The organism is Arthrobacter sp. UC242_113, from assembly GCF_044054585.1.
GTDB lineage: Bacteria > Actinomycetota > Actinomycetes > Actinomycetales > Micrococcaceae > Arthrobacter.
In genome coordinates, this window is the sequence record NZ_CP171968.1 from 725,735 (window position 1) to 747,450 (window position 21,716).

General features: G+C 67.3%; 22 protein-coding genes and 1 pseudogene. 18 read left to right on the plus strand and 5 right to left on the minus strand.

Translation table 11 applies throughout. The features are described from left to right. Positions 1-133 precede the first annotated feature (133 nt). The 7 genes and pseudogenes from ACHMXB_RS03275 to ACHMXB_RS03305 all read left to right on the plus strand — a co-directional run bounded on the left by ACHMXB_RS03275 (position 134) and on the right by ACHMXB_RS03305 (position 8,324). A pseudogene (locus ACHMXB_RS03275) lies at positions 134-1,118 on the plus strand (bifunctional riboflavin kinase/FAD synthetase). Positions 1,119-1,187: 69 nt separating this feature from the next. Continuing rightward, positions 1,188-2,042, plus strand: a complete 855-nt coding sequence (gene kynA / locus ACHMXB_RS03280; protein WP_395402741.1) for a tryptophan 2,3-dioxygenase — start codon at positions 1,188-1,190, stop codon at positions 2,040-2,042. Positions 2,043-2,047: 5 nt separating this feature from the next. After that, positions 2,048-3,343 (plus strand): kynureninase, encoded by a 1,296-nt coding sequence (kynU, locus tag ACHMXB_RS03285; protein ID WP_395405099.1) that lies wholly within the window; start codon positions 2,048-2,050, stop codon positions 3,341-3,343. Between the two features lie 169 nt (positions 3,344-3,512). Further along, positions 3,513-3,782: a 30S ribosomal protein S15 gene (gene rpsO, locus ACHMXB_RS03290; protein ID WP_102970860.1), complete on the plus strand. Its 270-nt coding sequence runs from the start codon at positions 3,513-3,515 to the stop codon at positions 3,780-3,782. A 239-nt stretch (positions 3,783-4,021) separates the two neighbouring features. Further along, positions 4,022-6,292, plus strand: coding sequence for a polyribonucleotide nucleotidyltransferase (locus ACHMXB_RS03295; protein ID WP_395405101.1), 2,271 nt, complete (start codon positions 4,022-4,024; stop codon positions 6,290-6,292). 197 nt (positions 6,293-6,489) lie between these two features. Next, a complete protein-coding gene (locus ACHMXB_RS03300; RefSeq protein WP_395402743.1) occupies positions 6,490-7,833 on the plus strand; it encodes a M16 family metallopeptidase in 1,344 nt (447 codons plus the stop codon). A 29-nt stretch (positions 7,834-7,862) separates the two neighbouring features. Further along, a complete protein-coding gene (locus ACHMXB_RS03305; protein WP_395402745.1) occupies positions 7,863-8,324 on the plus strand; it encodes a DUF1579 family protein in 462 nt (153 codons plus the stop codon). Positions 8,325-8,403: 79 nt separating this feature from the next. On the opposite strand, the gene ACHMXB_RS03310 is transcribed toward ACHMXB_RS03305, so the two are convergent. Both ACHMXB_RS03310 and moaA read right to left on the minus strand, forming a co-directional pair. Next, positions 8,404-8,670 carry a MoaD/ThiS family protein gene (locus ACHMXB_RS03310; RefSeq protein ID WP_395402747.1) on the minus strand — a complete coding sequence of 89 codons (267 nt, stop codon included), beginning with the start codon at positions 8,668-8,670 and terminating at the stop codon, positions 8,404-8,406. Positions 8,671-8,673: 3 nt separating this feature from the next. Then, complete coding sequence (gene moaA, locus ACHMXB_RS03315) at positions 8,674-9,831, minus strand: GTP 3',8-cyclase MoaA (protein WP_395402749.1); 1,158 nt, start codon at positions 9,829-9,831, stop codon at positions 8,674-8,676. Between the two features lie 269 nt (positions 9,832-10,100). Between moaA and ACHMXB_RS03320 the strand changes: the two genes are divergently transcribed. The 7 genes from ACHMXB_RS03320 (at position 10,101) to ACHMXB_RS03350 (ending at position 15,828) form a co-directional block, all read left to right on the plus strand. Further along, positions 10,101-11,519, plus strand: coding sequence for a molybdopterin-dependent oxidoreductase (locus tag ACHMXB_RS03320; RefSeq protein WP_395405103.1), 1,419 nt, complete (start codon positions 10,101-10,103; stop codon positions 11,517-11,519). A gap of 18 nt (positions 11,520-11,537) precedes the next feature. Next, positions 11,538-12,932 carry a gephyrin-like molybdotransferase Glp gene (gene glp, locus ACHMXB_RS03325; RefSeq protein WP_395402751.1) on the plus strand — a complete coding sequence of 465 codons (1,395 nt, stop codon included), beginning with the start codon at positions 11,538-11,540 and terminating at the stop codon, positions 12,930-12,932. Beyond that, positions 12,920-13,414 carry a cyclic pyranopterin monophosphate synthase MoaC gene (gene moaC, locus ACHMXB_RS03330; protein WP_395402753.1) on the plus strand — a complete coding sequence of 165 codons (495 nt, stop codon included), beginning with the start codon at positions 12,920-12,922 and terminating at the stop codon, positions 13,412-13,414. Before glp ends, moaC begins: the two co-directional genes overlap by 13 nt. Beyond that, positions 13,411-13,965 carry a molybdenum cofactor biosynthesis protein B gene (locus ACHMXB_RS03335; RefSeq protein WP_395402755.1) on the plus strand — a complete coding sequence of 185 codons (555 nt, stop codon included), beginning with the start codon at positions 13,411-13,413 and terminating at the stop codon, positions 13,963-13,965. The genes moaC and ACHMXB_RS03335 overlap by 4 nt, the downstream gene beginning before the upstream one ends. Further along, complete coding sequence (locus ACHMXB_RS03340) at positions 13,955-14,437, plus strand: molybdenum cofactor biosynthesis protein MoaE (protein ID WP_395402757.1); 483 nt, start codon at positions 13,955-13,957, stop codon at positions 14,435-14,437. The genes ACHMXB_RS03335 and ACHMXB_RS03340 overlap by 11 nt, the downstream gene beginning before the upstream one ends. A gap of 139 nt (positions 14,438-14,576) precedes the next feature. Then, positions 14,577-15,335, plus strand: a complete 759-nt coding sequence (gene dapB / locus ACHMXB_RS03345) for a 4-hydroxy-tetrahydrodipicolinate reductase (RefSeq protein WP_395402759.1) — start codon at positions 14,577-14,579, stop codon at positions 15,333-15,335. A 4-nt stretch (positions 15,336-15,339) separates the two neighbouring features. After that, on the plus strand, positions 15,340-15,828 hold the full coding sequence (locus ACHMXB_RS03350) for a hypothetical protein (RefSeq protein WP_395402761.1): 489 nt from the start codon (positions 15,340-15,342) through the stop codon (positions 15,826-15,828). 30 nt (positions 15,829-15,858) lie between these two features. On the opposite strand, the gene ACHMXB_RS03355 is transcribed toward ACHMXB_RS03350, so the two are convergent. Further along, complete coding sequence (locus ACHMXB_RS03355; protein WP_395402763.1) at positions 15,859-17,094, minus strand: heparan-alpha-glucosaminide N-acetyltransferase domain-containing protein; 1,236 nt, start codon at positions 17,092-17,094, stop codon at positions 15,859-15,861. A gap of 206 nt (positions 17,095-17,300) precedes the next feature. Next, positions 17,301-17,540, minus strand: coding sequence for a hypothetical protein (locus ACHMXB_RS03360; protein WP_395402765.1), 240 nt, complete (start codon positions 17,538-17,540; stop codon positions 17,301-17,303). A 297-nt stretch (positions 17,541-17,837) separates the two neighbouring features. Here ACHMXB_RS03360 and ACHMXB_RS03365 point away from each other — a divergent pair, with 297 nt between their 5' ends. Next, positions 17,838-18,005 (plus strand): PLDc N-terminal domain-containing protein, encoded by a 168-nt coding sequence (locus ACHMXB_RS03365; RefSeq protein WP_395405105.1) that lies wholly within the window; start codon positions 17,838-17,840, stop codon positions 18,003-18,005. On the opposite strand, the gene ACHMXB_RS03370 is transcribed toward ACHMXB_RS03365, so the two are convergent. After that, positions 17,994-19,328, minus strand: coding sequence for a hypothetical protein (locus tag ACHMXB_RS03370; RefSeq protein WP_395402767.1), 1,335 nt, complete (start codon positions 19,326-19,328; stop codon positions 17,994-17,996). The two genes, ACHMXB_RS03365 and ACHMXB_RS03370, sit on opposite strands and share 12 nt — an antisense overlap. A gap of 271 nt (positions 19,329-19,599) precedes the next feature. On the opposite strand from ACHMXB_RS03370, the gene ACHMXB_RS03375 reads away from it, so the two are divergent. The 3 genes from ACHMXB_RS03375 to dapA all read left to right on the plus strand — a co-directional run bounded on the left by ACHMXB_RS03375 (position 19,600) and on the right by dapA (position 21,707). Next, positions 19,600-19,869, plus strand: coding sequence for a hypothetical protein (locus ACHMXB_RS03375; protein WP_395402769.1), 270 nt, complete (start codon positions 19,600-19,602; stop codon positions 19,867-19,869). A gap of 9 nt (positions 19,870-19,878) precedes the next feature. Beyond that, entirely contained in the window at positions 19,879-20,700 is an 822-nt protein-coding gene (locus ACHMXB_RS03380; protein ID WP_395402771.1) for a carbon-nitrogen hydrolase family protein, read from the plus strand. 98 nt (positions 20,701-20,798) lie between these two features. Beyond that, on the plus strand, positions 20,799-21,707 hold the full coding sequence (gene dapA, locus ACHMXB_RS03385; RefSeq protein ID WP_395402773.1) for a 4-hydroxy-tetrahydrodipicolinate synthase: 909 nt from the start codon (positions 20,799-20,801) through the stop codon (positions 21,705-21,707). The last annotated feature ends 9 nt before the right edge of the window (positions 21,708-21,716 follow it).

A 21,716-nucleotide genomic window follows, 5' to 3' on the forward strand; every position in this document is an offset into this window, starting at 1 on the left:
GCGGTTCACCACGCCGCCTGCCCGCCGCACCCCGGGGGGCGTCCGTGACCGGCAGGGATTGCGGGTAACCTTAGAGAGTTCCGGCCCTGGCGCGCCGGAAGCACGTTCTGTCAGGCAGTAAAAGGCGAGGTTGATGGTCCACATCTGGAATGATCCGACCGAGGTCCCCGAAGACTTTGGTCCTTCCGTTGTCACTATCGGCAATTTCGACGGCGTACACCGCGGACACCAGCAGGTGCTGTCACAGCTCATCAGGACCGCGCGGCTGAACAACGCCAAGTCGGTTGCGGTGACGTTCGACCCGCACCCGGCCCTGGTCCATCGGCCGGAAAGCGCGCCTGAACTGATCATGGGCCTGCAGGACAAACTCCAGGCTCTCGGCGAGCTCGGACTGGACGCCGTTCTGGTCATGAAGTACTCCCTGGAGCTCGCCAGCCTTACCCCGGAAGAGTTCGTCGGCTCGGTCCTGGTGGACAGCCTCCACGCCAGCCATGTTGTCATCGGCCATGACACCCGCTTCGGCAAGGGCAACTCCGGGGACCTGAACACCATGCAGGACCTGGGGGAGAAGTTCGGCTTCGAGGTGCTGGTGATTAGCGAGTTCGGCTCGGAGGGCTTCCCGCTGCATGACGACGGCGGAACGGACCGCCGCTGTTCCTCCACCTGGGTGCGCGAAGCGCTGCGGGGAAGGAGACGTCGGCACCGCCGCCGCGGTCCTGGGCCGCGCGCACCGGATGCGGGGCGAGGTGGTCCACGGGGCCGCCCGTGGCCGCGACCTCGGTTTCCCCACCGCCAACCTCTCCAGCGACGCGAGCGGCCTTATTCCGGCGGACGGCATCTACGCGGGCTGGCTTGTGGACGAGGCGGGGACGCGCTGGCCTGCCGCCATCTCCGTTGGCTCCAACCCCACTTTCGACGGCGTCAGCCGCCAGGTGGAGGCACACGTCATCGACAGGCCCGAAGAGCGCATCGAGGACTTCGATCTGTACGGCCAGACAGTAGTTGTGGAGTTCGTGGCCAGGCTCCGCGGCATGGTGGCATACCGTGGGCCTGAAGCCCTCGTGGAGCAGATGCGCCAGGACGTCCTGCAGACGCACGACATCCTGCTCAAGCGCTGACCCCGCCTGCACCCGCGGGTCTGCACACGCAGTCCCGCATCACACAGTATTGGCAAGGAAGGCGACGCTGTGACCGTAGAGAGAAACACCAGGAAACTGGACAAGGGCATTGTGCGCGATTTCAGTTCCCGCATGAGTTACGCGTCCTACCTCCAGCTGCCCACGCTGCTCAGCGCCCAGCAGCCCGTCAGCGTCCCGGAACACCATGACGAATTGCTCTTCATCATCCAGCACCAGACCACGGAGCTGTGGCTGAAGCTGGTGCTCCACGAACTCCGCAGTGCCGCCCAGTGGCTGCGTTCCGATGACCTCGGTTCGGCCCTGAAGGGCATCGCGCGGGTCAAGCACATCCAGAAGACCCTCACTGAACAGTGGTCCGTCCTGGCCACGCTGACGCCAACCGAGTATGCGGAATTCCGCGGGTTCCTGGGCAATTCATCCGGCTTCCAGTCGAGCCAGTACCGTGCCGTGGAGTTCGTGCTGGGCAACAAGAACAGGAAGATGCTTCCAGTCTTCGAATCCGACCCCGAAGCCCACGCCCTGCTGACCGAAGTCCTGCACGCGCCAAGCATCTACGACGAATTCCTTGCCTATCTCCACCGCCAGGGCTTCGATGTCCCCGCTGAGGTGCTCAACAGGGATGTGACCCGTGCGCACGAGTTTGAGCCTGCCCTGGTGCCGCTGTTCAAGCACATCTACGAGAACGCCGCGCAGAACTGGGGAGCGTACGAGGCGTGCGAGGAACTCGTTGACCTGGAGGACAACTTCCAGCTGTGGAGGTTCCGGCACCTGCGCACCGTGCAGCGCACCATCGGCATGAAGACGGGCACCGGTGGCTCCACCGGAGCGGCGTTCCTGCAAAAGGCCCTTGAATTGACGTTCTTCCCGGAGCTGTTCGCCGTGCGTACGGAGATCGGACAGTGACCGCCCTGGATGGCTCGGGTGACCTGACCGCCCCAGCGGGCGAGGCCCTGCCGGCAAGCGAAGCCCTGCTGCAAAAGGCCACGCGCCTCGACGCCGAAGACCGCCTCGCCCGGTACCGGGACCTGTTCGTCGGCGCGGACACCGAGCTTTCCTACCTCGACGGCAACTCTCTGGGCCGCCCGCTCAAGCGGACCGCGGGGGACATTTCCAGCTTCATCGAGAAGGGCTGGGGCGGGCGCCTGATCAGGGGCTGGGACGAGGAATGGCTGGACATGCCCCAGGCCATCGGCGACCAGCTGGGGCGGGCGGTGCTGGGCGCCGCCGCGGGCCAGACCATCATCGCCGACTCCACCACCGTGGTGCTGTACAAGCTGATCCGGGCAGCCCTGGCCGCCGTCGGGGATCCGGCGCGGACAGAGATCGTGGTGGATACGGACAACTTTCCCACCGACCGGTACCTCGTCGAAGGCATCGCCAAGGAGGAGGGGTTGACCCTGCGCTGGATCGAAGCGGATCCGGCCTCCGGTGTCCACCTCGATCAGGTGAGGGAGGCCGTGGGGCCGGCCACCGCCGTCGTCCTCCTTAGCCACGTGGCCTACCGCTCCGGTTATCTGGCGGAGCTGCCCGCCATCACGGCGGCAGTGCACGACGCCGGCGGCCTGGTGGTCTGGGACCTGTGCCATTCCGCCGGGTCGGTGGAGCTGCAGCTGGACGCCTGGAACGTGGACTTCGCTGCGGGCTGCACCTACAAGTACCTGAACGGCGGGCCCGGCTCGCCCGCCTTCGCCTACGTCAACGACCGGCACCTGCCCGGACTGGCCCAGCCCATCTGGGGATGGATGGGCCGGAAGGATGCGTTCGAGATGGGGCCCGGCTACGAACCGGCCGCCGGTATCCGCGGTTTCCTCAGCGGCACGCCGGCCATCTTTGGAATGATCGCCATGCGCGGCACCCTTGACCTGATTGACGAGGCCGGCATGGCCGCCATCCGCGAAAAGTCGCGCCAGCTCACTGCCTACGCCCTGGAACTGCACGACGCGTGGCTCGCGCCGGCGGGCGTGAGGCTTGCCACGCCTCGGGACCCCGACCGCCGCGGAGGTCACATCACCGTTGACCATCCCGCCTTCCGCGAGGTGACAGCGGCGCTGTGGGAGAAGGATGTCATCCCGGACTTCCGTGCGCCCCAAGGCATCAGGATTGGACTTTCGCCGCTGAGCACCGGCTTTGCCGAGCTTCACCGCGGCATGGCAGCCATCCGGGACCTTCTTCCGGAGGCTGAACAGGAACCGGAACAGCACTGAGGCCGTTTCGACAAGATTGCAACACGGCCGGTAAACTAAGCGGTGGATCCGGCTGCAGTCCGTGGTTGCTGGATCCTGCTGTGTGCGGAAGCTTCTTCGGAAGCCGGCGCCGGCACCCCCGGCAGTGAATTACTGACTCGGGCCTCACGGCACATCTCTAGGAGTTATTGTGGCACTTGACGCCGCCGTAAAGCAGTCCATCATCAAGGATTTCGCAACGTCCGAGGGCGACACCGGTTCGCCGGAGGTCCAGATTGCGGTTCTGACTCAGCGGATCAAGGATCTGACTGAGCACATGAAGGAGCACAAGCACGACTTCCACACCCAGCGCGGTCTGCTGGCCATGGTTGGTCGCCGCAAGCGCATGCTGACCTACCTGAAGAACACCGACATCGCCCGCTACCGTTCGCTCATCGAGCGCCTCGGCCTGCGCCGCTAGTCTGGTTTGGAGGCGGCCCTTTCCTGCCGGAACGGGCCGCCTCGTCAGTACATAAAAACTAAACAGGAGGATCAACCGCATCACGCATTCGCGGTCCTCGGTAGTGATCCCCGGGAAGCTTCGCTGACTGAAGCCGGCCCGTGGGTCTCGATCGATGACCGGGTGCAGGGCCAGTAGACAGATGCTGGCTGGGTTGATGCGGCTGGACTTCCGTCACACAAGAAACGGAGGTGACTCTCTTGGAGGGTCCCGAAATCCAGTTCTCAGAAGCAGTCATTGACAATGGCCGCTTTGGCAAGCGTGTAATCCGCTTCGAAACCGGCCGTCTTGCCAAGCAGGCGGCCGGCGCAGCCATGGTGTACATCGACGAGGACACCGCGCTGCTCTCCGCCACCACCGCCGGCAAGCACCCGCGTGAAGGCTTTGACTTCTTCCCCCTGACGGTGGACGTCGAAGAGCGCATGTACGCCGCCGGCCGCATCCCGGGCTCGTTCTTCCGCCGTGAAGGCCGCCCGTCCACGGAAGCCATCCTGGCCTGCCGCCTGATGGACCGCCCGCTGCGCCCCGCGTTCGTCAAGGGCCTGCGCAACGAGGTCCAGATCGTCGTCACCGTCCTGGCGATCAACCCGGACGAGCTCTACGACGTCGTGGCCATCAACGCCTCCTCGATGTCCACCCAGCTCTCCGGCCTGCCGTTCTCCGGCCCGATCGGCGGCGTCCGCGTTGCCCTCGTCGCCGACGAGCAGGGTTCGCAGTGGGTTGCCTTCCCGAAGCACTCCCAGCTCGAGAACTCCGTGTTCAACATGGTTGTGGCCGGCCGCGTTGCCGGTGACGACGTCGCCATCATGATGGTCGAAGCCGAAGCCACGGACAACTCCTGGAGCCTCATCAAGGAACAGGGCGCCACCGCCCCCACCGAAGAGGTTGTTTCCGAGGGCCTCGAGGCTGCCAAGCCGTTCATCAAGGCACTCTGCGAAGCGCAGCAGGACCTGGCCGCCCGCGCTGCCAAGCCCACCGTTGAGTTCCCCGTCTTCCTGGACTACCAGGACGACGTCTACGCCGCCGTCGAGGCTGCTGCCGCGGAGAAGCTCACCGCTGTCTTCCAGATCGCTGACAAGCAGGACCGCGACAACGCAGCGGACGAGCTGAAGGACGAGGTTGTTGCCTCCCTGGCCGGCCAGTTCGAAGGCCGCGAGAAGGAAGTTTCCGCAGCCTTCCGCTCGGTGACCAAGCACGTTGTGCGCCAGCGCATCCTCAAGGACCAGATCCGCATTGACGGCCGCGGCCTGACGGACATCCGCCAGCTCACCGCCGAGGTCGAGGTCCTGCCCCGCGTTCACGGTTCCGCCATCTTCGAACGTGGCGAAACCCAGATCATGGGCGTCACCACGCTGAACATGCTCAAGATGGAACAGCAGATCGACTCGCTGTCGCCGGTGACGCGCAAGCGCTACATGCACAACTACAACTTCCCGCCGTACTCCACCGGTGAGACCGGCCGCGTCGGTTCCCCGAAGCGCCGCGAAATCGGCCACGGTGCTCTGGCCGAGCGCGCGCTCGTGCCGGTGCTGCCGTCCCGCGAGGAGTTCCCGTACGCCATCCGCCAGGTGTCCGAAGCCCTCGGCTCCAACGGCTCCACCTCCATGGGCTCGGTCTGCGCCTCGACGCTGTCGATGCTCAACGCCGGTGTCCCGCTGAAGGCCGCCGTTGCCGGCATCGCCATGGGCCTGGTCTCCGACCAGGTGGATGGCCAGACCCGCTACGCCGCGCTGACCGACATCCTTGGCGCCGAAGATGCCTTCGGCGACATGGACTTCAAGGTTGCCGGTACCTCCGAGTTCGTCACGGCCATCCAGCTGGACACCAAGCTCGACGGCATCCCGGCATCCGTGCTGGCAGCAGCACTGAAGCAGGCCCGCGAGGCCCGCCTCCACATCCTCGAGGTCATCAACGCCGCTATCGACACCCCGGACGAGCTCTCCGAGTTCGCTCCGCGCGTCATCGCCGTCAAGATCCCCGTGGACAAGATCGGCGAGGTCATCGGCCCCAAGGGCAAGATGATCAACCAGATCCAGGAGGACACCGGCGCAGACATCTCCATCGAGGACGACGGCACCGTCTACATCGGCGCCACCAACGGCCCGTCGGCAGATGCCGCCCGCTCCGCGATCAACGCCATCGCCAACCCGCAGGTTCCGGAAATCGGCGAGCGCTACCTGGGCACGGTCGTCAAGACCACCACCTTCGGCGCCTTCGTGTCCCTGACCCCGGGCAAGGACGGTCTGCTGCACATCTCCGAGCTGCGCAAGATCGCCGGCGGCAAGCGCGTGGACAACGTCGACGACGTCGTCTCCGTGGGCCAGAAGATCCAGGTCGAGATCACCAAGATCGATGACCGCGGAAAGCTGTCCCTCTCTCCGGTGGTTGCTGAAGAGGAAGGCGCCGGCGACGCCGACGCCGACCGCGTTCACGCTTCCGCTCCGGCAGAAGGCTCGGACGCTTCCGAGTAGTCCAGGCTCCGGCTAGCTACGCTGCCGGAACCCATAAAGGCGGGGCCGTTGGTTGTACCACCGGCCCCGCCCCTTTTAACCCACCCCTCTCAACACCGCTTTGCGGCGGCAGATAAGCCCACGTCAGAGCCACGCCGACGGCGTGGCCCGCTGGTACGATTGCAGGCAGATTTGGCTCCGCTTCCCGAAAGGCCTTGATGACTGTCGTACCCCTGCCGCTGGAGCAGAACCACCCCGGCGACACCCTGATCCACGGAGCCGACGGCGGTTCGGAAGTCCGCCGTTCGGTCCTTCCCGGCGGGGTGCGTGTCCTGACCGAGGCGATGCCCGGGCAGCGTTCGGCCACCATCGGGTTCTGGGTGGGCGTGGGGTCCCGCGATGAGGCCCCCGGGCAGCACGGCTCGACGCACTTCCTGGAGCACCTGCTGTTCAAGGGCACCAAGAGGCGCACCGCTCTGGAGATCGCGTCCGCCTTTGACGAGGTGGGCGGCGAATCCAACGCCGCCACGGCGAAGGAGAGCACCTGCTACTTCGCCCGCGTGCTGGATACCGACCTGCCGATGGCCATCGACGTCATCGCCGACATGATCACCGGCGCCGTGCTCGACCCTGCAGAGATGGAGCAGGAGCGGGACGTCATCCTCGAAGAAATCGCCATGGACAGCGACGACCCCACGGACGTCGCCCATGAACACTTTGTCGCCGCCGTGCTCGGCACCCATCCGCTCGGACGCCCCATCGGCGGCACCCCGGACGCCATCCGCGCCGTGGCGCGCGACTCCGTCTGGGACCACTACCGCCGCTACTACCGCCCGGACGAGCTCGTGATCACCGCCGCCGGCGGCTTGGAGCACGACGTCGTTTGCCGGCTTGTGGTGGATGCCCTCCACTCCGCAGGGTGGTCACTTGAGTCCGGGGCAGCTCCCGTGGAGCGCCGCTCCACCGAGCGCGCAGAGATCACCGGCACCGCCGGGCTGCACGTGGTCACCCGCCCGGTGGAACAGGCCAACATCATCATGGGCTGTCCCACCATCGTGGCCACCGATGAACGCCGCTACGTCATGAGCGTGCTGAACGCGGTGCTGGGCGGCGGTATGTCGTCACGGCTGTTCCAGGAGATCCGCGAGAAGCGCGGGCTCGTGTACTCGACGTACTCTTTCGCCTCGTCCTACGCCGACGCCGGCTACTTTGGCATGTATGCCGGCTGCACGCCCACCAAGGTCCGCCAGGTCCTGGAACTCCTCGGCGCCGAGCTCGACAGCCTCGCGGCCGGCGGCATCTCCGAAGAGGAGCTCCGCAAAGCGGTCGGCCAGCTCTGCGGCGGGATCGTCCTGGCCCTCGAAGACACCGGCTCCCGCATGTCGCGGCTCGGCCGCGCCGAGCTGGTCTCCGGTGAATACCAGGACATCGACGAGACCCTGCGGCTCATCAAGGCCGTGACGGCGGAACAGGTCCAGGAGCTGGCCAGTGAGCTGGCTGCGGCGCCCCGGACCGTGACGGTGGTCGGCCCCTTCGACGAGTCGGAAACCTTCGGGCTCTGATCCACGGAAGTTCCGGCGTAGGAGGAACGATGGACCAGCCGCAACCGGGCACAGCGCACGAAGCGCTCGAGATCTTCGTCGGGCGCTGGCTGGGAACCACCGAGCTGGCGGCCTCGCTGTGGGGTCCTGCACGCACGGCCACCGCGGAGGTGACGTTCACCCGCGCCGCCGGAGGGTTCGCCGTCGTCCAGTCCTACCGCCACACCGAAGCCGACGGCACGCACTTTGAGGGGCATGGGGTCTTCACGGTGGACCCCGACCACGACGAAACGCTCTGGTATTACGTCGACAGCATGGGCCGGCCCCCGGCAGCCCCGGCCCGTGGCGTCTGGCACGACTCGACCCTCACGGTGGAGCGGCACAGCGACCGCGGCACCGCCCGGCACACCTTCCGGGTGGACCAGGGCGTGCTGACCCACACGGCCGAACTGCGGCTGGGGGAGACCCAGGACTTCCAGCCGTTCATGACCTCGATCTGCCACCGCGCCTGAAGTAGGCCGCGCACCCAAGTAGGTAGCAGCACAGGGCGTTCCCACGGCTGGGAACGCCCTGTGCTGCTACCTACTTGGGTTAGCCGCCGGCGAAAGGCGGGAGGACGTCCACCACGTCGCCGGCTGCCAGGACGGTGGTCCGGTCCCGGACGGCGACCTCGTTCAGCAGGAAGCTGCTGCGGGCGAGGATCCTGTCCAGCGGCGGTGTCCCGGCCGGAGGTTCAGGGCGTTCGACGTCGAGCACGGCGGCCAGCAGGGACTCCACCGTGGATCCGGCGGGAAGTTCGAAGCGCTCTTCGTCCATGCCTGCCGCGGCGCGCGCGGCAGCGAAGTATCGTACGTTCAAGGATTAGCCTCCGATGGCGCTCATGCTGCGGTCCGGCTGGACGAAGTCCGGAGCGTCGAGTCCCACGTGGTCCATACCGTGGGCCTTGGGCTTCAGCCACATGGCATCCTGCCAGCGTTCGGCGAGCTGCGCGTCGCTGGCCCCCTGCCTCAGCAGGCCGAGCAGGTCGAATTCCTCGCGGGAGAAGAGGCAGCTCATGATCTTGCCCTCGGCGGTGATCCGGGTCCGCCGGCAGTCGGAACAGAACGGCTCGGTGACCGAGGCGATGATCCCCACGGTTCCCAGTACCGGGCCGGGCGCATCAGCGGAACCAGCCGTCCGGCGTCGTACTTCAAAGCGTTCCGCCGGTGCGCCGTCCCGGGCGCGCGGATCCGGGCTCAGCGCGAACTCCTCGGAGAGGAGTTCGCGGATCTCGGCCGCGGTGATCATGTTCCGGCGGGTCCAGCCGTGGTCGGCGTCCAGCGGCATTTGCTCAATGAACCGCAGTTCGTAACCGCGCCCCAGCGCCCAGGCGAGGAGGGACGGCGATTCGGTGTCGTTAATGCCCCGCATCAGCACAGCGTTGAGCTTCACTGGGCCCAGGCCCGCAGCCCAGGCGGCATCCACCCCGGCGAGCACCCGGTCCAGGAACGGCCGCCGTGTGAGTTTGGTGAAGGTTTCCTCGTGGAGGGAGTCCAGGGAGACGTTGATGCGCGTCAGCCCGGCGGCCTTGAGGGCTGCAGCCTTCCTGTCCAGGCCCACGCCGTTCGTCGTCATGGAAATGGGAAGCTCGGGGTGTGCCCGGCGCAGGGCACCAATGATGTCGACGAGGTCGGCCCTGACCAGGGGCTCGCCGCCGGTCAGGCGCAGCTCGCGCACGCCAAGCATGTTCACGCCGATGCCGACGATCCGCACGATTTCCTCGCCGGTCATGACCGCCTGCTTCGAGAGCCATTCCAGCCCCTCGGCCGGCATGCAGTAGGTACAGCGCAGGTTGCACTTGTCCGTCAGCGAAAGCCGCATATCCGTCGCCCGGCGGCCGTAGCGGTCCGCGAGGCCGGCGGGAGCGTCAGCCGGGCGGCTGGCGGGGATCCCGGCCGGGCGAGCAGCGGGAAGGGGCTGCGAACCGGAACCGGGTGCGCCTCCTTCGCGGGGCTGCGGGATGCCAAGCTGAACACTCATGACTTCAGGCTACGCCACGATGGGGCGCCGATCACATCCGGACCGTCCCGTGACCGGCCGCTGCGGCTGCGGACCCGGAGACAATGCGGCCGCCGGGATACGGCAGTGCCGGAATGCGCTGCTGAACCTATGCTGGAAGGGTGAACGGGTCCCATGAGCCAGGCCGGCACCGGCGCCGGTGGGCTGCGGCCGCAGGCGTGGTGGCAGCCGGCACCGGTCTTGTTGCCAGCGAACTCATCGCCGGCTTCGTCAGTCCTTCACTTTCCACGATGACCGCCCTGGGCGGCGCCGTCATCGACGCTGTCCCACCGGGCGTTAAGGACTGGGCCGTTTCACTCTTCGGGACCGCGGACAAGCTGGCGCTGCTTGCCGGCATGGCGCTGGGTATCGCCGTCTTCGCCGCAGCGGCAGGTGTCCTCGAGCTGCGCCGGCGCTTTGCGGGTGTGGCTATCTTTGCAGTCTTCGGCGTCGTGGGACTGGCCGCGGTCCTGACCCGCGCCCAGGTGACCGCCGCCGCCGTCGTCCTTCCGCTGCTTGCGGCCGGCATTGGGATCGCCGTGCTGCTGAAGCTGGTCAGGCGCCTGGCTGCCGCACACAGCGGGGAGACTGCTCGCGGCCCGGCCCGCCGGGGTTTCTTCCAGCTGCTGGGAGGCACCGCCGCCGGTGTGCTGGTGGGCGGCGCCGTCGTCACCGTCTGGCGCGGCGGGGCCGCCGGCGTCAACGAGGTCCGCCGGACCCTGCGGCTCCCCGTGCCGCAGTCCCCGGCGCCGCCCATCCCGGCCGGCGCTGACATCGGACTGGCGGGAGTCGGCCCGCTGGTTACACCCAATCCCGACTTCTACCGGATTGACACTGCGCTGTCCGTTCCCGTTCTTGATTCCCGCGAGTGGAGGCTCAAGGTCACCGGGCTGGTGGAACGGGAGATTGAGCTCACCTTCGAGGACCTGATTGCGAAGCCCCTGATCGAGCGGCACGTGACCATCGCCTGCGTGTCCAACGAGGTGGGCGGCGACCTGATCGGCAACGCACGCTGGCTGGGCTGGCCGGTGCGCGAGCTGCTGGCGATGGCCGGCCCCAGGCCGGACGCGGACATGGTGCTGTCCCGAAGCGCCGACGGCTTTACGGCCAGCACCCCGCTGGAGGTGCTCACCGACCGCCGCGATGCACTGCTAGCCGTGGGCATGAACGGTGAACCGCTCCCGCTCGAACACGGCTTCCCCGTACGGATGATCGTCCCCGGCCTGTACGGCTACGTGTCCGCGACCAAGTGGCTCACCCAACTGAAAGTCACCAGGTTTGCCGACGACGTGGCCTACTGGACGCCGCGCGGCTGGTCCGAGCGCGGCCCCATCAAGATCTCGTCCCGGGTCGACGTGCCCCGGAATGGAGCTTCCGTACCGGCCGGCAACGTGGTGTTCGGGGGCGTGGCCTGGGCGCAGCACACCGGAATCGGCAAGGTCGAGCTGCGCGTGGACCGGGGAAGCTGGCAACCGGCCAAGCTCGCTCCGGGCATCTCGGTGGATACCTGGTACCAGTGGCAGCTCGGCCTTGACCTGCAACCCGGGCAGCACGAGGTCCAGGTCCGGGCCACGGACCTCAAAGGCATGGAACAGGCTGAGGAACACCGTTCGGTGGCACCCGACGGCGCCACGGGCTTCCACACCATTAGAGTGGACGTGAAAACGTAGCCCACCAAAGGCCGGACCATGCACAGCCCCTCGCAGCCGCACGGCGTTGCCGCCGTACGATCCGCCGCACCTGACCCCGGCACCGCCGACGCCGGCGCTGCCGCCACGGACGCCAGCGTCCGCGCGCACAGCGCGCATGAACAGCACGCGCATGAACAGCACGCGCCTGATCACGTCGCCCACAGTCACGGCAAGCCCGTTCACGGCGGGCACCGAAGCGTGGCGGACCACCGGCAGGCGGTCCGGGACCTTCTCGAACCGCTGCTGTCCCCGGAACGGACCGAAAGGCTTCCGCTGGTCCAGGCCCTGGGCCGCGGGCTCGCCGAGGACATCACTGCGCCGCTGAGCCTGCCCCCCTTTCCGAACTCCCAGATGGACGGCTTTGCCATCCGTTCCGCGGACGTGCCCGACGGCGGGGCGGACCTGCGCGTCGCGGCACCGGTTCCGGCCGGCGCACGTCCCGCAGCCCTGCGGCCGGGCACCGCTGCCCCGATCATGACCGGCGCCATGGTGCCTGCCGGGGCAGACGCCGTCGTACCCATTGAACAGGCCGTCCCGTCCGTCTTTCCCGCCGCGGGCGAAGAGGCTGAGGTGCGACTGCCGGCCACGGCTGCCGGGACGTACATCCGCACCGCCGGAAGCGACATCGAGGCCGGCCAGCAGGCCCTGGCCGCGGGCACCTGCCTGGGCCCGGCGCAGCTGGGTCTGCTCGCCGCCCTGGGGTTGCCCGAGGTCCTGGTGCGCAAACAGCTTTTGGTTCTGCTGGTCACCACCGGCGATGAAGTGGTGGAACCCGGGGAACCGCTGGGCGACGGCAAGATCTACGACGCCAACGGCACCCTCCTGGAATCCGCGCTGCGGCAGGCGGGACTTGCCGTGACCAGGGCCGGCATCTCCGCCGACAGCCCCGATGCCCTGCGGACGCTGCTGCGCACCCACACGTCCGCGGTGGACCTGATAGTCACCACCGGAGGAGTCAGCAAGGGCGCGTACGAGGTGGTGCGGCAGGCCATGGACGGCCAGGACGTCGCGTTCCAGCATGTTGCCATGCAGCCTGGCGGCCCCCAGGGGTTGGGAACGTTCGACGGCGTCCCTCTCCTTGCGTTTCCGGGGAACCCCGTCAGCTGCCTCGTCTCCTTTGAGATGTTTCTCCGTCCGGTGCTGGGCGAACTGTTTGGCGCCCCAGCGCCCAGGCCTGCCGTCCGGGCGCGGCTGGCCCAACCGCTGTCTTCCCCGGCCGGCAAGCACCAGGTCCGGCGCGCGTCCCTGCTGGCTGACGGCACAGTTCGGCTGCAGGGCGGCGAAAGCTCGCATCTGGTGCAGGCACTGGCCCACTCCAACGCCCTGGTCCACGTGCCCGTCGGCACTGCCGCTCTCGACGAGGGCGCCGAGGTGGAAGTATGGATGTTGTGACTGCAGAAAATGACCACGGCGCCCTGACCCACCTGCGCCGTGACGGCACGGCCCAGATGGTGGACGTCTCAGAAAAACCGGAAACCACGCGCGAGGCCACGGCCACGGCGACGGTCCGCAGCACCGCCGAGGTCCTGGCGCTGCTGGGCACCGGCGGCCTGCCCAAGGGCGATGCGCTGGCCGTGGCCCGGGTTGCCGGGATCATGGCAGCCAAGAAAACCCCTGAGCTGATCCCGCTGTGCCACCCGCTCCCGATTTCAAAGGTGACGGTCGACTTTGACCTCGGACCGGAGTCCGTGGACATCCGGGCCACCGTCAAGACCCGGGGCGTGACCGGCGTCGAAATGGAGGCCCTGACGGCGGCCTCCGTGGCGGCGCTGAGCGTCTACGACATGATCAAGGCCGTGGACAAGCATGCTGTCCTCACGGACATCAAGGTCCTTGCCAAGAGCGGCGGCAAGAGCGGGGACTGGGCCCTGTGACCACCCCCGACTCCAAAACCGCGGCCACAAGCCCTGGCTCCGAAACCGCGGCAGCGCACGTCCACGGCGAGGTGCAGGGCCGCAAGGCCGGCGTCGTCATTGCGTCAACGCGTGCCGCCTCCGGCGTGTACCAGGACGAGACCGGGCCGGTCATCACCGACTGGCTCACCGAACACGGCTTTGTGCCGTATCCGGTCATGGTGGTGCCGGACGGTGAACCGGTGGGTGCGGCGATCCGCGCGCTCCTGACCCAGGAACCCGCCGTCGTCATCACCAGCGGCGGCACCGGCCTGAGCCCGGACGACCGCACGCCGGAAATGACGCTGCCCCTGCTGGACCGCGAAATTCCCGGCATCATGGAGGGCATCCGCCAGGCCGGAACCGCCAAGACGCCGCACGCCATGCTCAGCCGTGGACATGCCGGTGCGGCCGGGCGGACTTTCATCATCAACCTGCCCGGATCACCCAAGGGGGTCATGGACGGCCTGACCGTCCTGGATCCGGTGATCGGGCACCTGTGCGACCAGTTGGAGGGCGGACATGGCCACTGAGGCTTCGTTCCAAGTAGTAACCGCGGTGCTCAGCACCGAACCCATCTCCGTGGACCAGGCCATCGCCGCCGTGGAGTCCGAGACCGCCGGAGCTGTTGTCAGCTTCAGCGGCGTGGTCCGGAACCACGACGGCGGGAAGCCAGTCGACCGGCTTAGCTACAGCGCCCATCCGACAGCCCGGAAGGTGCTGGACGACGTCGTGGCGCAGCTGGTGGCCGAACAGGCCGCAGCGGCAGGAGCCGACGGAGCCGATGGCGCCATGGCACCGCCCGTACGGATCTGGGTCGCGCACCGGGTGGGGCCGCTGGAAATCGGCGACCCGGCTCTTGTCTGCGCCGTGGCGGCCGCCCACCGCGGGCAGGCCTTCACCGTGTGCTCCGAGCTGGTGGACCGGGTCAAGACGCAGGTGCCGATCTGGAAGGAACAGTTCTTTAGCGACGGCACCGTCGAATGGGTCGGGGCCGGGGAATAAGGGCCGGCAGCGCCGGGGAGCAGGGGCCGCAGCGCCGGAGAATAAGGACCGCAGCGCCGCGGAACACGCCGTCCGCGCGTGAGGTAACGCATGTGCTCCGGTTCCGTCCGGCGGCCGCCCGAACGGTAGTGTTGAATCCATGACCCAACAACTTCCTGTCGCCGTTCTGGGCGCAAACGGGCGCATGGGCGCCGAGGCCGTGAAGGCCGTGGAGGCCGCCCCGGACATGGTGCTCGTCGCCGCACTGGGACGCGGTGACTCCCTCGATTCCCTGCGCAACGCCGGCGCCCGGTACGTCGTGGACCTCACCGTTCCGGAAAGCACCGAGGAAAACGTCCGCTTCGCCGTCGAAAACGGCATGCACGCCGTCGTGGGCACCACAGGCTGGGACCTGGGCAGGCTGGAGTCGCTGGAGACCCTGCTGGCCGGCCACCCGGAAGTCGGCGTGCTCATTGCACCCAACTTCGCCCTCGGTTCCGTGCTCACGTCGGCGTTTGCCGCCAAGGCGTCCAAGTACTTCGAATCCGTGGAGATCATCGAACTCCACCACCCGGACAAGGTGGACGCGCCCTCGGGTACTGCAGTGCGCACCGCCCAGCTGGTGGCGGCGGAACGCGAGGCGGCCGGCCTCGGCCCCAGCCCGGACGCAACTACAACTGAACTGGCCGGAGCCCGAGGTTGCGAGGTGGACGGCGTGCGCGTGCACAGCGTCCGGCTCCGGGGACTCGTGGCCCACCAGGAGGTCCTCCTGGGCGGGCCGGGGGAGCAGCTGACGCTCCGTCATGATTCCTTCGACCGTGCCTCGTTCATGCCCGGCGTCCTCCTGGGCGTCCGCAACGTTGCCGCCCACCCTGGACTCACCGTCGGCCTCGACGGCTACCTGGATCTGGGGCTGTAACGCAGTGAAACCGTTTCTTGGCTGGCTGAAGACCAACCGCACCAAGATCTGGGTGGGCGCGGTGACGCTCCTGCTGGTCTTCTATCTGGTGGTGTCCCTCCAGCGCTCGGTCCTGCTGCTGAGCGATCCCGAGCCCGTGGCCAAGGCCATCGGCGCGGCGTACCTCGTGCTGCCGGTGATCGGCGCCTGGGCCCTGATCCGTGAACTCCTGTTCGGCGCCCGGACCGAGCAGATGGCACGGGTGCTTGAGGCCGAAGGCGGCCTGCCCGAGGACAACCTGGCCCGCACGCCGGCCGGCCGGATCATTCGGGCTGCGGCGGACCAGGAGTTCGAGAAATACCGCGCGGAAACCGAAGCCGCGCCGAATGACTGGCGCTCGTGGTTTAGGCTCAGCTGCGCCTATGACGCGTCGGGTGACCGGAAGCGCGCACGTTCTTCCATGCGCGACGCCGTGCGGCTGTTCCGCGCCTCCGGCGACGCTGTGGCGCGCTAGCCGGGGAGCCGGTTTAGCCCGACAGCAGGCTTAGCGGATCCTTGCCGGCTGGTGGCGGCCCACCTGGTTGGCGGCGTGTCCGAGCCATTCCAGCGGACCGCGCCATTTCAGGATGGCGAAGACCATGCCGATCACCACGGCCAGCGCCGCGTGGGCGAAGTACATTCCGTCCTCGGTCCATCCCACAGGCAAGGGCTTGAGGTGGAACGACGCCACCACGCACACGTGGGCCGTGTACAGCGTCAGGGTCATGGCGCCCGGTCCGCGGAGCGGAAGCAGCAGGTCCAATGCCAGCCACTGGCCCAGCCTGCCCACCAGAAGGCAAAGGCCAACGACGGCGGCCGCCACGCCGCTGGTGTGCAGCAGGTCCAGCGTGGTTCCGGAATGGGGCGCGCTGCTGGCCAGCCACCACCAGGATCCCTCCTGGCGGACGCCGGCCATATTGACCTGCAGGAGGCTGTCCAGCGGATAGTTGGGGTCGGTGAGGATATCCTGCAGGGCGGCGCGGCCGCCCCATGGCCCCATTGCCGCGGTCCCCAGGACCTTGGAGAATGCCGCTACCGCAGTGCCGCCGAGCAGCATCAGCACGGGAACTATCGCCGTGGTCAGCGCGAGCCTGCCGATGATGAGACCCACCAGCAGATATGAAATCCACTGGAACACCGGGTAGTACCCAGTGAGGAACAGGTCGCCAAGCAGCTGGCCCGGGGTGGTGAGATCCTCCCACCCAGGGTTGTGGCTGAGCTGCAGCGGCGGATCTGCGGCCATGAGCCACGGCCGCAGCAGGAAGGCAATCACCGGGGACAGCAGGATCCAGCCCGCTGCCCAGGCGCACAGGGCCTTCAGCCGCAGCCCGATAAACGGCAGGACGCACAGGAACAGCGCGGCGTAATGCACCAGGATTACAGCAACGTTGACGTCGAGGCCGCCGAGCGCGAGCCCGACGACGGCAATCACCAGGGCGCGCATCGCGATGCCGCGCCGTGCCGCGGTCAGGGCCGGTCCGTCAAGAGGCTGTTGCTTGCCCGTGGACAAGGCGAGGCCGATTCCCGCGAGCACGGCAAACAATGCGGCGGCACGGCCGGAGAATGTCAGGCCCACCCAGGTCGGGGTCAGGGCGGCGTTCGGCTCGAAGGTCGGAAGCAGGTGGGTGGCCATCATGCCCAGAAGGGCCAGGCCGCGGGCGGCGTCGATACCGGCAAGCCGGACGCCTGTTGCGGGCCCCTTCGCTGTTTTGGAAGATGCAGCCGTGCTCCGCGTGGTCATGATGTGATCGTCTCACATCCGCATGGCAGCACTGATTTTCATGAACCGAGGCCGCTCGAGTAATGAAGCAAGACCACGCCGTTGCATGTCACCACTGGGCTGGGCCTTCAGTTCCGCGATTTGTTCAGGCACGACGTCGTGAATCACCGTAGTGTTCCACCCGGCCTGGGTGAGGGTCCGGGAAACACGAACTTGGGCATCCCGCGTTAGATCCCGGCGAACTCGGCCATGGGCGCGGAGAGACCAGGGTCCTGGCCTGCGGTGGGCCAGTAGCCGGCCATCAGCTCGTGGGTGATGCGCCCGGACATGAAGGCGCTCATCGTCCGGAACCGCTCGTTGAGGCTGCGGAGGAGTTCATCGTCCACCAGATGCCAGCTGATGTCCCGGTCAAGGCCCTCAAAGAATCCGTCCACGGAGACCGGCATCATCAGGATGATCTTGCGCATTCGGGCACCTCCAAATGGCCGCGAAAGGCGGCAGGCCGCCGTCGTTCTTCCGGCGAAGCAGTACCTTCCAGTGAAGCACTCAGGGTTCGGCGGGACAGGACATGACCCGGCCGGCTGCGAAAGTGGGAGGCTTCCTGTGCCGGGCAGGACCGCTGGCGGTAGGGTGCCTGTATCCGCAAGCTGGTCGGTCTACGGGGGACGAAGATAATTGCATCAACTGCAGCCGGGATGGCAGAACCGTTAGTGCCGTCCTTTGGAATCCTGGGGTTCTTGCTGGCAGTGAACGCTGTGCTGTTCATGGCTGCGCTGATCAGCATCGCTCGGAACAGGAGTCACGCCTCCGGCGGCAGGGTCGTTTGGGCCTTGGTCGTTCTTGTGCTTCCAGTGCTTGGACCGGTGGCGTGGTTCCTGGTTGGCCGTAGGGCGCCCTCCCCGAGCGAAACCCCTTTGCGGCTAAAGCAATAGGGCCGGCGGCCTGGCCGCGTCGCCCTCGGGTGCTTCGAACCATGCCCGGCCGTGGCGGTACCGGAATGCGACTCCGTTATATCCGGCAGGCCGCAGGTCAATCGTGTCGAGCACGCCCGCTGCCGGGCGCTCGGCCTTGTCCCAGCCGGGAACAGCGACTCCCGGCTCAGCTACCCGCGCAAGTCCAATGTCAGGGAAATTCGCGTCGACGTATCCTGCGCGTGCCGTGAGGGGTATTCCCGTGTAGGTTCGTCCGGCAAATCCATACAGGAGCAGCCGATTCTCGTTCGGCGCCGACCGTTCCGGCAGCTCGGACCGCTCATCCCAGAGCCAGGCTTCCGCTGCTACCGCCGCAAACTCCGCCGCAGGCAGGTCATTAATCCTGTCTATTCCGTGGCGCGGGCAGTAGTCCGAAGCGTGCACGCCCTCCTCCGCCAGGAGGCGCTCGTCGGCATCCGGGCAGGACCGGCGGAATTCCAGCAGGCAGATGCATCCACCGGACGTGGCATCCTTCGCGGATACGAGCCCAGACGCGTCGTCCAGGAAAGGCCATGACGGCGCCAGCCCCGCCCCCGCCGGAACTTCCCAGACGAGGCGCTTCCCCACCCGTCTCATCGCGAACAGCCGCCAACCCTGACTCACCACTGTGGCGATGGCCATGATGGTTAGCGCGGCCGCCGCCGCAGCAAAAGCGCTTGAGGATGGTTCCCCGGCCATTTCCTCATAGGTTCGACCCAGTTCAGTGGGAAGCGCCGCGAAAGCAACTGCCCAGCCGGCAGTGGCCGTGGCAAGAAAGGCGAGGGCTTTGATGAGGCCGCGGCGAAGCGCCCGCTTGCTGGCTTTCAGTGCGTTGGCGCCCACTGCGGCAGTGCGTCCCGTGGTTGACGACTGCGCCAGCGCCCGGACTGCGCGCAGTTCACGCCATGACCGGTAGGCCGCGGCCAGGGCCAGCACGGCCCCCGTCGCACAGCCAAGCCACCACACCGGTCCGGAGGCATAACCATCCAAGGTGTGGGGCACAGCTGCGAAGCCGAGGACCAATGGTGCTGCCACTACCGCATGCCGTCCCAGCATCCAGCCAAGGACACAGAAGCCTGAGGCGAGAAGAATGCTCGCGATGCCCATCATGTCGATGGAGCGGAAGGCTCCGTACCAGGAAGGGTCATCTAACGATTCCCAACCACGATCGGCGATGAAGGCTGCGGCTGTCCCGAATAAGCCAGTGAGCCAACCGAGGATCCTCAGCCTCCGGCCGGAAGCCCGCTGCGGAAGTGCGGCCCATGCCCGGGTTTCCGGGCGCACGATGGCACTGGTAAGAGTCACCAATCCCTCCTTCCCGCGGCCTGATTCAGGTTGATCATTCCACGGCCGGCGACCGCGGGCAGCATGATCGCGAGTTTCGAGGACCCTTGTATTCGAATATATATTCGAATAGGATTTCGGCATGAAGAAGTCATCGGGGCGTTCGGCGGGTCACCAAGCAGCCGGCCATCAAACGGGAGGGCATGCGCTTGAGGGGCGCCAGGTCAGGCGTGATGCCTCCCAGGGTCATGCGCCCGGGGGTGATGCACCCAAGGGTGATCCTCTGAAGGCCATGAGTCCGGGAGTTGTGGACTATCTCTTCCGGCAACTCGTGGCCGGCGCGCCGCCCGAGGACGTCCAGTGGGGGCGCGAAGGCGTTGCGCTTTCGGCGCAGGCGCCGGGGCCGGAGCTGGCACGGCGGCTGTCCGAAACGGACCTCGATGCGCTGACGCCGACGGAGCTGTTCCACTATGTCCGCGCCGCGCAACGCCTTTCCCAGTGGGCAGAGTCATTGCGGGAGGTGGCCCTGGAGCGCTACTGCGCAGGCGCCGATCCCGCCTAGGATGGGCTCGTGACCGCACCGCTTACCGTCTCGGCAGTCCAGTACGCAGCCCTGGCCGGCGGCATTGAAGCCAATGTGCCGGAGCATGTGCGCCTCATCGAGGACGCCGACTCGCACGGCGCCCGGCTTGTGGTGTTCCCCGAGCTCTCGCTAACGGGGTACGACCTGCCGCTGCTTCGCGGCGGAAATCAGTTTGGCGGTGGAGATCAGCTCCGCGGCGCAGATCAGTTTCAAGGCGCAGATCAGTTTCATGGCGGGGGCGGCCAGTGGGTGGGGCCCGCTGACCGCCGTTTGGACCCCGTCCGGGAGATCTGCCGCAGAACCGGGATCACCGCCGTCGTTGGCGCACCCTTCAGGGGGCCGGACGGCACTCCGCGGCTCGCATCCCTGGCCGTCCACCCGAACGGCGCAGAAGAGGCTGGCTTCAAGACGCACCTTCACGGCGACGAGCAGTCCTTGTTCGAGGCAGGGCAGGAACCGCTCCTGCTGGACGTGGACGGCTGGAAGATTGCACTGGCCATCTGCTTCGATGCTGCCCAACCGGCGCACTCCGGCGCTGCTGCCGCCGCGGGAGCTGACGTGTACGCCGTCTCGGCGCTCTACACGCGGGAGGAAGGCCACCGGCTGGGGCTGCATCTCGGAGCGCGGGCCATGGACAACCGCATGTACGGCGTCCTTGCCAACCTGGGTGGCCGTACCCCGCTGGGTCTGTCCTGCGGCCTGAGCGGTTTCTGGGGACCGGACGGGTTGCCTATGCAGCAGGCGGGCGGTACCGGAACGGAAGTGGTCACAGCTGTGCTGCGGCGGGGTGCCCTGGAGAGGTACCGGTAGCCGGCGAGGTATCGCGGCCCGCGTGCGCACCGGAATTTGACGATCATCACGCGGCGGCCATTGTCCTAACCTGCACGTGACAGGGTAACGTTTTTCCCATGGCTGACACTTCCGCGAACCTTCCTGCCCTGGGCACCCTCCTGACCGCCATGGTCACCCCGTTCACGACGGACGGCAAGGTCGATTACCAGCAGGCAGCGGAACTGGCCAGCAAGCTCGTTGACGACGGCTGCGACGGCCTGGTTGTCACCGGAACCACCGGCGAGACGTCCACCCTCACCGACGAGGAAAACCTCGGAATGTTCCGCGCCGTGATGGAAGCCGTTGGCGGGCGTGCCGCCGTTATCGCCGGCACCGGAACCAACGACACCGCCCACTCGGTGCACCTGTCCCAGGAAGCCGCCAAGCTGGGCGTCGACGGCCTGCTGATCGTCACGCCGTATTACAACAAGCCCAGCCAGGCCGGCGTCCGGGCGCACTTCGAGACGGTCGCATCCGCCACCGACCTGCCCGTCATGCTGTACGACATCCCCGGACGGTCCTCCATCGAGATCGCGCCGGACACCATGATCCGCCTCGCCCAGCACCCGAACATCGTTGCCGTCAAGGACGCCAAAGCCGACTTCGCCGCGGCCACCCGCGTTCTGGCCGAGACCGACCTTGCCTTCTACTCCGGCGACGACGGCCTGACCCTGCAGTGGATGGCCCTGGGGGCCGTGGGCCTGGTGGGTGTCACCACGCACGTTGCCACCCGCCGCTTCCGGGAGCTCATCGACGCGATCAACGCGAGCGACCTCGGCACGGCCCGCAAGATCAACTTCGAGCTTGAGCCGATAGTGCGCGCTACGATGACCCGCGTCCAGGGCGCCGTTGCAGCCAAGCAGATTCTTAAATGGCAGGGAGTCCTGCCCAACTCGATTGTCCGTTTGCCCCTCGTGGAGCCGGATGAAGCCGAGATCGAAACCATCCGCGAGGACTTGGCGAGAGGAGGGCTGGTCTTTTCCTGACGGACTGAG

Coding starts and splice junctions, on each gene's coding strand:
- ACHMXB_RS03355 (WP_395402763.1), bottom strand. CDS start 17,094: ATGACCACGCGGAGCACGGCTGCATCTTCCAAAACAGCGAAGGGGCCC.
- ACHMXB_RS03375 (WP_395402769.1), top strand. CDS start 19,600: ATGAGTCCGGGAGTTGTGGACTATCTCTTCCGGCAACTCGTGGCCGGC.
- dapB (WP_395402759.1), top strand. CDS start 14,577: ATGACCCAACAACTTCCTGTCGCCGTTCTGGGCGCAAACGGGCGCATG.
- ACHMXB_RS03365 (WP_395405105.1), top strand. CDS start 17,838: ATGGCTGCGCTGATCAGCATCGCTCGGAACAGGAGTCACGCCTCCGGC.
- ACHMXB_RS03340 (WP_395402757.1), top strand. CDS start 13,955: ATGGCCACTGAGGCTTCGTTCCAAGTAGTAACCGCGGTGCTCAGCACC.
- moaC (WP_395402753.1), top strand. CDS start 12,920: ATGGATGTTGTGACTGCAGAAAATGACCACGGCGCCCTGACCCACCTG.
- ACHMXB_RS03360 (WP_395402765.1), bottom strand. CDS start 17,540: ATGCGCAAGATCATCCTGATGATGCCGGTCTCCGTGGACGGATTCTTT.
- ACHMXB_RS03300 (WP_395402743.1), top strand. CDS start 6,490: ATGACTGTCGTACCCCTGCCGCTGGAGCAGAACCACCCCGGCGACACC.
- dapA (WP_395402773.1), top strand. CDS start 20,799: ATGGCTGACACTTCCGCGAACCTTCCTGCCCTGGGCACCCTCCTGACC.
- glp (WP_395402751.1), top strand. CDS start 11,538: ATGCACAGCCCCTCGCAGCCGCACGGCGTTGCCGCCGTACGATCCGCC.
- ACHMXB_RS03305 (WP_395402745.1), top strand. CDS start 7,863: ATGGACCAGCCGCAACCGGGCACAGCGCACGAAGCGCTCGAGATCTTC.
- ACHMXB_RS03320 (WP_395405103.1), top strand. CDS start 10,101: ATGACCGCCCTGGGCGGCGCCGTCATCGACGCTGTCCCACCGGGCGTT.
- moaA (WP_395402749.1), bottom strand. CDS start 9,831: ATGAGTGTTCAGCTTGGCATCCCGCAGCCCCGCGAAGGAGGCGCACCC.